This window comes from Kitasatospora sp. NPDC085879 (assembly GCF_040686255.1).
GTDB lineage: Bacteria > Actinomycetota > Actinomycetes > Streptomycetales > Streptomycetaceae > Kitasatospora.
In genome coordinates, this window is record NZ_JBFBJZ010000114.1 from 1 (window position 1) to 13,949 (window position 13,949).

Below are 13,949 nucleotides of genomic sequence, written 5' to 3' on the forward strand. Positions count from 1 at the left end.
CCCGAACGCCTCCCGGACCCGGGGGGGGGCCCCGGGCCCGCGGCGCAGCCGGAGGGGGCCCTGCTGCGCCGCGGGCGGGGATGGTGCGGTATCGGCGGGGAGTGGATACCGCACCATGCCGCGCGGCGCCAGGACTGCGCCATGGCACGCAGGCGCGTGCCTGGGGTACCGGGTGGCGGGTTTGCTGCAGACGTAGGACGCCGCATGTCCCTTGCGGAGACCTGCGGCGTCCTACTCCAACCGTTGCCCCGGTGTGGTGGGAAGGTCACCGTCCTCTTCCCGGCATGGAACCTAACGGGCGGACCCGACACGGTGGGAGGCCCAACTTTGTGGGCCCCGCAGGTAGGCCGTGCCGCGGGGTGCTCGGGGCTGCTCGTACGGACAGGTGAGGGGCGGCGCGCACATCCAAGGGCCCCCTCCGTGCCGGCCTTCGATCTTCGATTGCGGGTGACCACGTCGTGCGCAAGCGCCTACGATGGGCCCAATCTGAAACAGACGTAACATCAGAAGTGCTGTGAAATAAGACAGTTGCTGCCTGACATGGCGCGGGCAGGGGAGAGCGGAGCGGCCGGCACAGTGCACCTGAAAGACTTCTCCGTCAGCGGGTTCCGCTCGCTGACGCTGGTCGAGAACATTCCCGTCAGCGCGCCGACGATTCTCGCGGGCCACAACGACGGCGGGAAGAGCGCAGTGCTCGCGGCACTCGACTTTCTCCTGGGCGGGTACCGTCCGGTCGAGCAGGACAGGACCTACGACAGCGCGCCGACGTCCGGGGCCACCGCGCCGGTGCGTTGCGCCTCGACATGGGTCGAGGGCCGTTTCGTCCTGGACGAGTCCGAGCAGGGCCTCGGCTTCCCGGCCGAGTTGAGGATCCGCCGTCGCGTGGACGGCGAGGGTGCGCCCGTTCTCGAGTACTGGGCCGAGGTCCCGGCAGATCCCAGGCTGCGGGACTTCGGCTTCCTGACTGTGGCCGGTCTGAAGGAGCTGGTGGACGACTTCCACGTGCCGGTCGAGGGCAAGGGGCTCAAGGCCGACCTGCAGGCCGCGCTGGCCGCGTATGCGACCTCGTCCCCGCAGTGCACCGAGTGGGTTGTCCTGCCCAAGCCGTTGGCGCGGCGGCTGCCGAGGCTGCTGGCCTTCAGTGGGAAGGACGAGAGCCCGGACCGGGCCGTCCACACGGCACTGGCCGGCAGCTACCAGGCCCATCTCGAGGACGACGGGCTGCAGGGCCGCCTCCGGACCATCGAGTCCGAGGTCACCGACCTGGTCAGGAACGACGCCGCCTCGCTGTGCGAGCACATCAAGTCGCGCTGCCGGGACCTCCTGGAGGTCTCCGTCGAACCCGAGATCTCCTTCTCCCACGGCTTCAGGCAGGCGCACCTGCACGTCGCCCGCGCCCAGGGCGAGCGCGTCGACCTGTCCAGGTCCGGCCGCGGGAGCAACCGCCGGATCGCCCTCGCCGTCTGGGAGTGGACCAGCAGCCTTCTCGAAGACCCCCATCCGGATACAGACGGCATGCCTCCCGTCCAGACGATCGTTGTGTACGACGAGCCCGACACCCACCTGGACTACAGCCACCAGCGGACCGTCATGGACCTCATCCGCCGCCAGTGCGCGACGGACACCGTCAAGGTCATCGTGGCCACGCACTCGATGAACCTCATCGACGGTGTCGACATCGCCGATGTCGTCCACCTGCGCCTGGAGGCCGGCCGGACCGTCGTCGAGCGCCTCGCCGACGACACCCACGAAGGCATCGACCTGCACCTCGGACAGATCGCCTCGGCACTGGGCCTGCGCAACTCCGTTCTGCTCCACGAACGCTGCTTCCTCGCCGTCGAGGGAGCCACGGAACAGCAGGCCATCCCGGTGCTTTTCCGCCTCTCGCAGGGGCTGTCCCTGCAGGCAGCGGGAATCGCCCTGTGGGCCTGCAACAACAACGAGGGGGCCCTGCACCTCGCCCGCTACCTCGCCGACCGGCGCCGTACCGTGATGCTGCTCGTGGACGCCGACAGCCGCAACGTCGCCAAGTTCTTCAGAGATGACCGGCTGCGCCACTTCGGGCTCGACCCCGCGACACAGGTGTCCTTCGTCGGGGAGGCCAAGGGTTACAACGAGCTCGAAGAACTCTTTGAGGACGAGCAGTGGGCGCAGGTGGCCAACAGCAAGTGGCCCCGGCCCGACGGCCACCAGCCCTGGGAGGCCGCACACTTCAAGGCGCACCGCAGCGGCCGGAAATTCAGCAAGGACATTCTGGACATGGTTAAGGAACAGGGAAGCAAGAGCCCTGACGGGAAACCCGACATGGTCTACGAACTGGCAACGTCCCTGCGTTCCCCCTCCGACGTCCCCGAGCAGCTGAGGGAGGTATTCGAGGCATTGCGCTCAAGCGCGGCCTGATCATTTCCGGGCGGCGCGCCGTTCTCCAGCCGGGCAGCGCGACGTGCCCTCATCCGGGCCTTGAGCTGCTGTCCGGTCGGTGCGGCCCAGGCATGCCAGCCCGCACTCTCCGTCCATTGCCGGGCATGGGACCGCTCGGCGATGCCACACCACCGGCACCCGTTCGGAGCAGGGAAACCGTCGCCAAAAGAACCTTGTTCGGAAGTCATCTCTCCTCCTCTCTGCCCATATTCTTTCCCGTTGCACTGACAAATTCCTCGCCCGCGCCCGCCGCTTGCCCCGGTCGGCGCCGTCACGCCACAGATGCCCCTGCAGGCCACCGCGCTGGCCAAGACGTCGAAGTCGGCCCGCGCACTACACCCGAACGGTTACGGTCAGCAATCATGCGATTGCTCCACACCTCGGACTGGCACCTCGGCCGGACGTTCTACCGAGAGTCCCTCATCGGCGCCCAGCGCGCCTTCCTCGACCACCTGCTGACCGTCGTCCAGGAACGGGAAGTGAACGCGGTCCTCGTCGCCGGCGACGTCTACGACCGTGCCATCCCGTCCCTCGACGCCGTTGCCCTCTACGACCACGCACTCAACAGCCTCGCAGACCTGCACGTACCGGTCGTCATGATCAGCGGCAACCACGACTCGCCGCAGCGCCTCGGCGTCACCGCCCGGCTGATCGAACGCGCCGGCATCCACCTGCGCACCGACCCGGCCACCTGCCACATCCCGGCGGTCCTCCACGACGCGCACGGACCTGTCGCGTTCTACGGCCTGCCCTACCTCGAACCATTCCTCACCCGTGAGGAGATGACCGCGGACAAGCCCACCCACGAGGCCGTCCTCGGCGCTGCAATGGACCGTGTCCGCGCCGACCTCGCCACCCGCCCCACGGGCACCCGATCCGTCGTCCTCGCCCACGCCTTCGTCACCGGCGGCCACACCAGCGACAGCGAACGCGACATCACGGCCGGAGGCATCCCCACCGTTCCCGCCACCATCTTCGACGGCATCGACTACGTCGCCCTCGGCCACCTCCACCGCCCGCAGAAAGTCACCGACCGCATCCGATACAGCGGATCCCCCCTCGCCTACTCCTTCTCCGAAGCCGGCTACGACAAGACCACCTGGCTCATCGACCTCGACGCCGACGCCGCCCTCACCACCGAAGCCATACCCTGCCCCCGCCCCCGTGTCCTGGACACCATCGAAGGGCGCCTCGACCCCCTGCTTCACGACCACCAGTACGACCACCTGCGCGACGCCTGGCTGCACATCACCCTCACCGACCCCCAGCGCCCCATCAACGCCATGGACCGCCTGCGCACCCGCTTCCCCCACACCGTCCAACTCACCTTCGCCCCCGAGGACGGCAACCCCCAGAACACCGCCACCTACACCGAACGCACCCGCCACCGCACCGAACTCGACATCGCCCTCGGCTTCGTCGACCACGTCCGAGGCCACGCCCCCACCCCGGCCGAACAGGACCTGCTGCGCCGCGCGGTCGAAGCCACTCGCCTGAACGACACCGCGAAGGAAACCCACTGATGCGCCTGCACACCCTCACCCTGCAGGCCTTCGGCCCCTTCCGCACCCGCCAGAGCGTCGACTTCGACACGCTCTCCCAAGGAGGACTCTTCCTCCTGCACGGCGCCACCGGCGCAGGAAAGTCCACCATCTTCGACGCCGTCTGCTACGCCCTCTACGGCAACGTGCCGGGAGACCGGCACCAGACGGCGCTGCGCAGCCACCACGCCGAGCCGGCCACGATCACCCAGGTCGAGCTGGAGTTCAGCATGTCGGGGCGCCGCCTGAGGATCGTGCGCACCCCCCAGCAGGAACGGGCCCGGCGCAGCGGAAACGGCACCACGCAGGCCCAGGCCAAGACCAGCCTGGAGGAACGGCACGGCGACGGCAGCCTCGGCCAGGAGGTCTGGAAGCCGATCGCCGCCGCCCACCAGGAGGTCGCCCGCGAGATCGACGCCCTGCTGGGCATGAACCGCGAGCAGTTCTGCCAGGTCGTCCTGCTTCCGCAAGGCGACTTCGCCAGATTTCTGCGTGCCAAGGCCGAGGACCGCGCCACCGTCCTGGGCCGCCTCTTCGGCACCCACCGCTTCCGCAACGTCGCACGCTGGCTCACCGACCACGCCAAGGACACCGGGCAGCGCTGCGACGACGCCCGCAGAGCGGTACTGCGCGAAGTGGACCGCATCCAGCAGACAGCCGGAACCCCGATCACCGACGCGGTTGAGGAGACCACCCCGTCTGAGGACAGCATCGACACCACCCACCACGCCGCACTCACATGGGCCAAAGCCGTGCACGCCCGCGCCGCCGAGGTCCACCGGACCGATGCCGCCACGCTAAAAGCCGCCCGGACGGAGCACAACACCCGAGAGAATCGGGCTGCACAGGTCCGCACACTCGCGGAACGCCAGCTGCGCCACCGCACCGCGACCGAAGCCCTCGCCGCCCTTCGCACGCAGGCCCCGACCTTCGAGGCACTGCGAGCAACCGTGGAGCGCGGCCGCCGCGCCGAGCAGGTCCGGCCCCTTCTTCACACTTTCGACGAGGCAGAGCGTGACCACCAAGAGGCGTACCTCGCCGAAACGCAGGCCAGGACACAGCTTCCCGACACGTACAGCGAGGACACCGACGGGGACCTCGCCGCCGTTGAGAACCGGCTGAAGAACGACCTCGGCCGCCTCGACGCACTGCGCGACGACGAGCAGAGCTCCGGGGAACTGGCCGCCTCGCTCTCCAAGCTCGCGGCCGACCTGGACCAGGCCCAGGCGGACCACGACGAGATCAACCACTGGCTGAACCAAGCAGACACCCGACGCACCGAGTGCACCGCACGCATCGACGCAGCCCACCTGGCCCAGACCCGGGCCGACCAGCTCGCCACCACCCTGACGACCCTCGAACAGCAACTCGCCGCCGCCCGCCGCCGCGACCTACTGGCCGCCGACATCACCGAAGCACAAAACCGCGTCGACGAGCTGAAGAAGACCGTCATCCACACCGCGGCACACGCACGCCAGATCCGGGACCGACGCATCGACGGCATGGCCGGCGAGCTGGCCAGCCGACTGCGCCCCGAGGAGCCCTGCCTGGTCTGTGGCTCGCTGGTCCATCCGCGCCCGGCGACCGCCGCAGCCGACCATCCGAGCCGCGAGGACGAGGCCCTCGCCGAGGAGGCGTACCAGCAGGCCGACCAGGCATGCAAGGAGGCCGAGCAGAACCTCGTCCGTCTCACGGCCGAGGCAGCGTCGGCCCGAACGCTGGCCGGCGAGGAGGCGACTGCGGATCTGCAGCAACGCCACCACGACGCCCAGCAAACCCACAAAGACCTCCTGCACGCCGCCGCCGATGCCGTGACCGCGCACCAGGACCTGCTGGCATTCGACGAGACGCGCGAAGCCCGAGTTCGCGAACTCGCCGCGTTGGACCGCAGGATCGGCGACTACCGGGGGCGGCAGGAAACCCAAAGCGCCCAGCAGGAGACCCTGACCTTGCGCCTGGCCGGTGCCCTGGACGGCTTTCCGACCGTTGCTGCGCGCAGCACTGCTCTCACCGCCGAGGCGGAAGCGATCGCCCGTGCGCGGACAGCGATCCAGCGGGCAGCTGTTGCCGCGCTGCAGATGGAGCGGGCTGGGCAGGTTGCCACGGCCGAGTCTGCAGCTGCCGGGTTCGAGAAACTGGCCGACGCTCGTCTCGCCGTGCTCCCCGATGCGGAACTGGTCGCGATGCAGGGGCGGTTGGACGCATGGAACGCCGACCAGGCCAAGCACGCGGCGGCACTGGAGGACCCGGATCTAGCCGAGGCCGCACTTACAGAACCGGCAGACCTGCAAGCCGCAGAGAAGGCTCTTGCCGCCGCCGCCGCGCAGTCGGAAGCAGCCGCCATCGCCGAGAGCACCGGCCGAGACCGCTGTGAGGCGCTGCTCGGCCACATCGACGACCTCACGCATGCCGTCGGGCGGCTGGCACCGCTCCTCGAGGACCACCAGGTGGCCAGACATCTGGCGGACCTCGCCGCAGGAACGTCGGGCGACAACCAGTACCGCATGCACCTGGAGGCCTACGTCCTCGCGGCCAGGCTGGAGGAGGTGGCGAAAGCGGCCAACACCCGTCTTGAACGGATGTCCTCCGGCCGTTACGTGCTGTCCCACACCGACGCGCGTACCAGCAGCCGCGGCCGCTCCGGCCTCGGTCTGGAGATCCTCGATCTGTGGACCGGCCAAACCCGCGACACCGGCACCCTGTCCGGCGGCGAGTCCTTCTTCGCCTCCCTTGCCCTGGCACTCGGCCTCGCCGACGTGGTCGCCCAGGAAGCCGGCGGTAGCCGGCTTGACACCCTGTTCATCGACGAGGGCTTCGGCAGCCTCGACGACGACACCCTGGAAGAGGTTCTTGAGGTACTCGACGACCTCCGCTCCTACAGCCGTGCCGTCGGAGTCGTGAGCCACGTCGCGGACCTGCGCCGACGCATCCCCACGCAGATGCAGGTCCGCAAGAGCCAAGACGGTTCGACCGTAACGGCCATGGCCCCCGCCCTGGCGTACTGACCTCCGCGCCGACGGCGGCCGCGCGCACCGGCACATTCTCAAAGCGCCCACTTCGCCGCCAACCGCAGTAACAACGCTAAAACCGGTGGCAGGCACCCGCACTCGATCCGCCTCCGGCCCCGGCAGTGCCCAAGACAGGCATCGTCCCCGGGCGGGAGGCACTCGAGCGGCATCGATCTGTGCGGCTTCGGCCAGCGGTTCCGCGACGGGAACGGCGTCCACTGGCGTGTGCAGAGGCCGGGGGAGCGGGGCGGTGTCGGCCGCACGGCGTCGTACCCCGGGCACTTGCGCGCTGCCGGGCCCGCTCCCGGCCGGTTCGGGGTGGAACGCCATCGCCCTTGCCAGGTGACGTATCGGCGTCAGACGCAGGCAGCGATCACCAACTGCACCGGAACGGACGTGTTCAGCGGGGTGGGGCCGGCAGGCGAGGGGCCGTGATGCCGCCCGGGCAGGAGGCTGCTGACATCCCAGCCGGCGCGGGCGGCTCCGGCTCGGTAGACGTCCTCGTAGAAGGCGAGCACGGCTGCTTTGGATCGGCCTCCGTGCGGACCGCGTCGTAGCGCAGCACCGTGCACCGCGTCCGCGTCCCAGCGTGCTCCGTTCAACAGGTGCGCAGGGCCGGCCGGACGACGGTGACCCGCCCACTCCGCCAGCCGTTCTTCTGCCTTACTGGCGCCAGGAGCCCCGTACGTGGTTTCACATCCGCCACCGCGGATCGGTCGTGAGAACCGCCCGCCACCCAGGCGAAGACCGACCCCAACTCTGCCTGCCAGACGTCAACTTCAGCGATCCCCTTCGTGCCCGGCGTAACGAAACACACGAGCTCGGTGCACGGATTCTCACCGGAGTAGGTCGGTAGCCTCTCGGGGTGATGGATGACGCTCGAAGGGATGTGGCGTGATGCGGGCGATGGTGTTGGACAACATCGGTGGACGGCTCGAGGTGCGTGAGGTGGCGATCCCGGTTCCGCCCGTGGGCGGGGTCGCGGTGCAGGTGTACGCGACGGGGCTGTGCCGTAGCGACTGGCACGCGTGGGCGGGCCACGACGACATCGCGCTTCCGCATGTGCCCGGCCACGAGCTGGCCGGCGTTGTGGCCGCGGTGGGCGCGGGGGTGGAGAAGTGGTCGGTGGGCGACCGCGTCACGGTGCCGTTCGTGTGCGGCTGCGGCGTGTGCGAGTGGTGCCGCGCTGGCGATGCCCAGATCTGCCCCGACCAGGAACAGCCCGGATTCACCCACTGGGGCTCCTTCGCGGAGTACGTGGCCCTGCACGCCGCGGACACCAATCTGGTCGCCATTCCCGATGCGGTTTCGTTCGAGGCGGCAGCGAGCCTGGGCTGCCGGTTCGCCACCGCCTATCGTGCGCTGACCGGCCGTGCCTGCCTGGCCCGCGGCGAATGGACAACCGTGATCGGCGCGGGTGGAGTCGGCCTCAGCTCGGTGATGATTGCCAAGGCCCTGGGCGCCAAGGTCATCGCCGTCGACCGCAACAGCGGCGCCCTGGACGCCGCGAAGGCTCTCGGAGCCGACCATGTCCTGGTCGCCGACGGCTGCGACGTTCCCGCTCAGGTGCACGAGATCACGGGCGGTGGCAGCCACGTCGCGGTGGACGCAGTCGGCAGCGAGCAGACCCTCGAAGCATCGATTCTGAGCCTGCGCCGACGCGGGCGGCATGTCCAGGTAGGGCTGCTGCCTCCCGTGAACGGCCACCCGCGGGTTCCGATGGCCCGGGTCATCGCCTGGGAGCTCGACCTCCTCGGCAGTCACGGCATGGCGGCGGCCGACTATCCCGGGATGCTTGCGCTCATCGAACGCGGCGAGCTGCGCCCGCAGGACCTGATCGAACGGGTCATCGGGCTGACGGAGGCAGCCGCACTCCTCCCGGCCTTCGACACCGCCTCTCCCGCCGGGATGACGATGATCGACCCGCGCCGTCCTTGACCCGCTGCACCCACCGCAGATCTTCGGCCGAGAGTCCTGCGGGCAGGCCTGGACTCCCTCTTGGCTGTTGGGCCGGGCCATGCCGGTGGTCGACTGCACGCGGACGCGGTGCCACCCGATCCAACCTTGGGCGTGACGCACATCACATGCCTGGTTGGCGGATAAATTGCCGGTCCACGTCCACGCCGGGCCAAGGGGTAGGAACCTCGACAGGCGTCACCCGCAAGGAGCTTGTATGGCCCTCATGTTGTACTCCGACCTCGAGGACGGTCGGACGAGCGTCGCGACACTGGACACGTTGGACACCGCGCTGAAGCGGTGGGTGCGCGACGCCCTCGCCGACTCACGCGACCGGTCCTCCCGCCCCCTCGCACAGTTCGCACCGTCGGACAGCGACCGATGCGGTGGGACCGAAGAGCTCGCCCTGCACATGATCCAGCGCATCCGCCACGCCCAGGTGCAGCTGCTCGATGCGAACGCCTACCTCCGCTACCTCTGCCCCGACTGCCCGCGCGACGGGCGCTCCGCCTGCCGCGCCGGGCGGCGAAGGAACGAAGCGGCTACGGCATCACCGGGTGCCTCGGTCGTGCCGGGGGCTGCCAGCTCCGCACTGTGGCCCGCCCCTCACCCGCCGCGCCCCTCGAAGGTCGTCGAGCGGCTCAGGGCGATGGCAGCAGCCTTCGAGAACGTCCCGGCAGACGACGAGGACCAGCAGAGGCACCGCCGACGGATCTCCGACGATCTTCACCGGATGGCGAACTCCTGGCGCAGGCGAGGCCTCGCGGACAGCATCGTCAACGTCCACGAGAAGGACTCCCGCTGGTTCTACCTCGGCGTCATGGGTGCGCTCAGCCGAGCCGGCCTTCTCGAGGCGGAGCGCACGGACGTTCGGCACTCGCCCGTCAACTTCATTGCCAAGATCCTGCTCATGCTCGCGGAGCAGAGCCGGCACCGGCTCGAGCCCGCCGCTCGCGAGGCACTCATGGCCGCGCTCGTCGCCCGCAACGCCGCCATCGAGGGCGACACCGCGACCGTGGACGAGTTCACCCGCTCATGGCTCGGCCTGGGCGAGCCGGAGAGCTGGCGCGCGGCCGTCGAGATGGCGCTGCTCGGAAACTGGACGAGTGGCCTTGAGAGCCGCCTGAGTAACGACGCCGAACTTGTGGACCTCCTGCGCCGCCATGCGAAAGCCGAACACCGGCATCTGCAACCGCTCTGGAAGCGGAAGGTCGGCGGGCGCCTGTGGCGCTCGCTCGATGAACCGGCGGGGGACGGGACCACACTGCGCGACATCGTCACCGATCACCGCAGACCCGAGGACTCCGTCTTCTACGGAGAGCTGGAGGACATCCCGCGTCCTCGCCGTCCTGAGATCCCTGAAGCCCGCTGAGGCAGCGGTCGCCGAGGTCTACAGCTCGAGCCGCATGACCTGGGCCGAAGCGGCAGCGGAGGCAGGCGCCGGGGATCCGGCCGCGTTCGGAGACCGTGTTCGCCGGAAGCTCAAGCGGCTGGGTGCCTGCCAGTCGGCCCGTACCGCTGCCATCGCCCCCACAGCGCGGAGGGCGGCCGGGTGAACGTCCTCTACAGCGCCGTGCCCGAGTTCCTCGGCGGTGTTGCCACGGCCCTCGCGCTGAGAGTCGCTCACCTGCTCCTGCGCTCGGCCAAGCAGTGGAAGACGACAGCCCAGGCAAGCGACGCGCCGCCCGAACCCCGGGCCGTGACACAGGCTCCCGCCCTCGCGCCCTCCCCGTCACGTCCTTCCCCCGCGGCGGACCAGGTCGACCCTGCCCCGATCCGCCATTAGGTGAACCGCTGCCCACAGCAACGTGCCAGCGGTGGCGACCTGCAGCCTCCATCGAGGCAAGCGCTGTCCCCGCGAGACAGGCATCGACCAGCTGCACCGCCGACGCGGGTCATAGCCTGGGGAGACCGGGGATGCGGTCGTCGGCGGGATCGCCGAGGAAAGCGATGGTGGGCATGGCCGACGGTCTTGCCGACGAAGGAGCGCACAAGCGACCTGTGGACCGCATGGTCGCCGGGACCGGCTAGATCCAGAAACCAGAGCGGGCCGGCCAAGGCTGCCTAGCCTCGCGGCCGGGCCTGGTCGAGGCGCTCGTTGACCAGGCCCTTGTCGAGCGTGCGCAGGCCCTCGGCGCGGAATGGCGTCGACCCCGTGCCGGGAGCCGGGCGCAGTGCTGAGTTCCCACCCGGAGGCCGTCCAGCAGCGCCCGCATCCTCGGCCGAGCCGTTGCCGGACACCGGCAAAGCCTCTCTCGCTGCGCCCCGCGCCCACCCGTTGGGCTGACAGAAAGTCAGCCGGGTACCACGGTCGGCGTTCGGTCGGGCCCGGTGGTGCCGTACGAGAGACAGGCCGCGGCGAGTATGAGGAAGGGGCGGGTCCCCGCGGCCGTAGCCGCGGGGACCGGACGGCGGGGTGGGTGTGGCCAGCGACCGGTTCGATCGGCATCTGTCAGATCACCCCGGCCGATGCCCGAACCCAAACGCAGATGACAGCCGCGTGATCGTCGGGACAAGTGCCGAGAGTTCGAACGCGGCTCTTCGCGGTCGCGTTCGGCTGGTCACGTGAATCCGTGGCCGCGCCTTTGTCCGGCCGTGGTCAGTGGGTGATGTGGTAACGGGTTTGGGTGACGACGGTCTGGCGCAGGCGGGTGGTGAAGTCGGCGCTGCGGGCGATGCGGTCGACGCCGCCGGCCTTGTTCTGCCGGAGTGCGGCTTTGAAGGCGCCGTCGAGGGTGGTGGCCATGCGTTCCATCAGCTCGGTGTCGAGGTGGGCGAGGTCGATGTTGAGGAGGTCCCGGGCGGTGGGTTGGCGCAGGCGGGTGAGGGTGTGGGCGGACATGCAGGCCATCGGGTAGAGCCAGTTCTCAACCGTCTCGCCGAGCAGGGGCCGGTCCTGGGCGTAGTCGGTGAGGAAGCGGCGCAACGCGGCGTGGACGTCCAAGCAGCGGCGGTAGAGGTCGAGGTCGTGCTTGGGGGAGAAGATCTTGCTGTAGTGGGTGTCCTCGAGGAGCAGAGCCTCGGAGTGCTTGAGCGCGGTGTGGGGTTCGCGCAGGGCGAAGGCGGTGACCTCGCGGGCGAGGCGGGCCATGCTGACGACCTGGTCGAGGGGGAAGCCGAGGTTGCGGTAGTAGCCGGCGCGGCGCTCGTAGTAGTAGCCGCCGGCGTTGATGAGGCTCTCCTCGATGTCCTTCTGGACGGGTTCGGTGGCGCGCAGAGCTCCGGCCGGCAGTTCGGTCTGGCTGTTGGTGGCGCGGATGATGCGGTCGCGGGCGGTGCCGGACCCCGGTGCCACGACGATCTTGACGAGCACGGAGCGGTCGCGGTGGTGGCCGCCGGACTCGATGTAGCTGTGGATCTCGTGGCTGGTCTGCAGGCCGTTGACGATCTGCGGCTCCTTGACGACGACCCGCTTGCCGATGATCTGGGCGGCGTCCGCGACGACGGTGACACCGTTGTTGAACCACCAGAAGTCCTCGCCGGTACCGGACTTCAGCGTGTCGGCGATTGCGCTGTTGACCGCGGTGGACCCGGCGTAGTCGCGGACGTTCGACTCGAACAGCTCGAGGCGCAGGGCCTGGTTTTTCGTCGTGATGAAGCGGTAGTACTCGTCGATGCGGGCCAGGCACACATAGCCCTCGCCGAGGGAGGTGCTCATAGGGGCTTCCGAGAAGACGAGCTCGGCCACGGCCTTGGCCCCGCGCGCGGTGCGTTCCCGCAGGTCGGCGGCATTGAGGTACTCGATCTTCGCCTTCGCCCCCGATGTGATCTTCGCCAGTTCGCCGCGGAGCCGGTCGCCCTTGGCCTTCACGTTGGGGTGCGGGCCCTCGGGGGCGGTGCAGGCGTAGATCACCCGCACGTGCAGCTCCGGGAAGGACGACGCCGACTCCTCCAGCACGTGCAGGAACCTGCGGGTGCGCTCGAGGAGCTTCGCATTGGTGTGGGACGTCAGTTCGTCCTCCTGCCGGCCCATGTCCAGCAGGGCCGGGAGGTGGAAGTGCAGCTTCTCGAACACCGTCTCTTGATAGCCGGGGGAGGTTTTCGCCTGCAGCACGACCAGGTCGATCCGGCCCGACCGGCCGGACAGGTACTGGCAGGCGTCCGCGGTCAGATAGCGGCCGTCGACGAAGGACCAGATGCCGTCCACACCACAGTCGTGCGCGCCGTCGACGATGCCGTCCATGATCTCGTCGTTGTCGAGGTCCCACTCCTGCAGCGCCTTGTCGGCGGTGAAGAAGGTGAAGAAGTCCTCCCGGCTCTTGTGCGGCGCCAGGCGACGGTGCTGATCGTCGAGGATGCGGTCCAACAGGCGCTGGTCGTTGCTCTGCACGGGTGCCATGTGCCCCCTCGGTCCGTACACGCGCGAGAAGCGTTCATCGTCCCAGCGCAGCTGCCCGCACACCACCCCCGCACAAGGAACTCCCTGTCAGGCGAGGTGATTTGCGTTCTTTGCGTGGCGTGTGGGCGAAGCCGCGCGCACACCGGTGTGCGCTGGGAGCGCACAGCCGTGCTCGGCGCGCCGGGCCCGGATTCATCCGAGTGGCCGCAACTGGGTGCCGCGCTGTGAAAGTGACCAAGGAAGCATGCTTTAGCGGGTCGCCTCACCGGTTCGGTCAGGTGACCCGCTTCGGGGGCCGGCAGTCTTCCGGTCAGGGAATGACGAGAACAGTTTCCGGGAAGATCCAGTGGCCGTCGTCGCTCGATGCGAACCCGTGCGCCCGCGCCACTTCCTCGAGCTTCGCAACGTTGGCAGCGAAGATCGTCTTCCACTCCAGGGCGACGCCGCGGAGCTTCTCGGCGATGGCCCACAGAGTGTCGCCAGGTTCCACCACGTGGGCTGTTGAGCACGTGCCCGTCACACGGCACCGTGCCTCGGCGGCCGCTTCCTCTGCCTTCTGGCTCTAGCCTGCGCGTTTCATCTGGGGGCGCGTCCGGATCATGATCGGAAAAGCGAAAGTGCCTTCTGAGCTGCAACGATGAGGCTTGTCTAAGGTCCCAGTCGTACCAGCAGGAAGGCACTTTC

Annotated in this window: 8 protein-coding genes; 5 read left to right on the forward strand and 3 right to left on the reverse strand. The window is 69.1% G+C overall.

Translation table 11 applies throughout. The features are described from left to right. Window positions 1-576 precede the first annotated feature (576 nt). The 3 genes from AB0P35_RS39315 (at window position 577) to AB0P35_RS39325 (ending at window position 6,967) form a co-directional block, all read left to right on the forward strand. Window positions 577-2,400, forward strand: a complete 1,824-nt coding sequence (locus AB0P35_RS39315; protein ID WP_363520812.1) for an AAA family ATPase — start codon at window positions 577-579, stop codon at window positions 2,398-2,400. A gap of 383 nt (window positions 2,401-2,783) precedes the next feature. After that, window positions 2,784-3,944 (forward strand): exonuclease SbcCD subunit D, encoded by a 1,161-nt coding sequence (locus AB0P35_RS39320; RefSeq protein WP_363520814.1) that lies wholly within the window; start codon window positions 2,784-2,786, stop codon window positions 3,942-3,944. Further along, a complete protein-coding gene (locus AB0P35_RS39325; RefSeq protein ID WP_363520817.1) occupies window positions 3,944-6,967 on the forward strand; it encodes an SMC family ATPase in 3,024 nt (1,007 codons plus the stop codon). The genes AB0P35_RS39320 and AB0P35_RS39325 overlap by 1 nt, the downstream gene beginning before the upstream one ends. A gap of 359 nt (window positions 6,968-7,326) precedes the next feature. Here AB0P35_RS39325 and AB0P35_RS39330 read toward each other — a convergent pair whose 3' ends face one another. Beyond that, window positions 7,327-7,488, reverse strand: coding sequence for a hypothetical protein (locus AB0P35_RS39330; RefSeq protein WP_363520819.1), 162 nt, complete (start codon window positions 7,486-7,488; stop codon window positions 7,327-7,329). A gap of 379 nt (window positions 7,489-7,867) precedes the next feature. Here AB0P35_RS39330 and AB0P35_RS39335 point away from each other — a divergent pair, with 379 nt between their 5' ends. Next, window positions 7,868-8,908, forward strand: coding sequence for a zinc-binding dehydrogenase (locus tag AB0P35_RS39335; protein ID WP_363520829.1), 1,041 nt, complete (start codon window positions 7,868-7,870; stop codon window positions 8,906-8,908). A 235-nt stretch (window positions 8,909-9,143) separates the two neighbouring features. Further along, the gene (locus tag AB0P35_RS39340) at window positions 9,144-10,298 is read left to right on the forward strand and encodes a hypothetical protein (protein WP_363520821.1); all 1,155 of its coding nucleotides are present in this window, start codon (window positions 9,144-9,146) and stop codon (window positions 10,296-10,298) included. A gap of 1,227 nt (window positions 10,299-11,525) precedes the next feature. Here AB0P35_RS39340 and AB0P35_RS39345 read toward each other — a convergent pair. Together AB0P35_RS39345 and AB0P35_RS39350 are read right to left on the reverse strand one after the other, a co-directional pair. Then, complete coding sequence (locus AB0P35_RS39345) at window positions 11,526-13,265, reverse strand: AIPR family protein (RefSeq protein ID WP_363520823.1); 1,740 nt, start codon at window positions 13,263-13,265, stop codon at window positions 11,526-11,528. A 310-nt stretch (window positions 13,266-13,575) separates the two neighbouring features. Next, window positions 13,576-13,755 carry a LysM peptidoglycan-binding domain-containing protein gene (locus tag AB0P35_RS39350; RefSeq protein WP_363520826.1) on the reverse strand — a complete coding sequence of 60 codons (180 nt, stop codon included), beginning with the start codon at window positions 13,753-13,755 and terminating at the stop codon, window positions 13,576-13,578. Window positions 13,756-13,949 lie beyond the last annotated feature (194 nt).

Coding starts and splice junctions, on each gene's coding strand:
- AB0P35_RS39320 (WP_363520814.1), top strand. CDS start 2,784: ATGCGATTGCTCCACACCTCGGACTGGCACCTCGGCCGGACGTTCTAC.
- AB0P35_RS39325 (WP_363520817.1), top strand. CDS start 3,944: ATGCGCCTGCACACCCTCACCCTGCAGGCCTTCGGCCCCTTCCGCACC.
- AB0P35_RS39335 (WP_363520829.1), top strand. CDS start 7,868: ATGCGGGCGATGGTGTTGGACAACATCGGTGGACGGCTCGAGGTGCGT.
- AB0P35_RS39340 (WP_363520821.1), top strand. CDS start 9,144: ATGGCCCTCATGTTGTACTCCGACCTCGAGGACGGTCGGACGAGCGTC.
- AB0P35_RS39345 (WP_363520823.1), bottom strand. CDS start 13,265: ATGGCACCCGTGCAGAGCAACGACCAGCGCCTGTTGGACCGCATCCTC.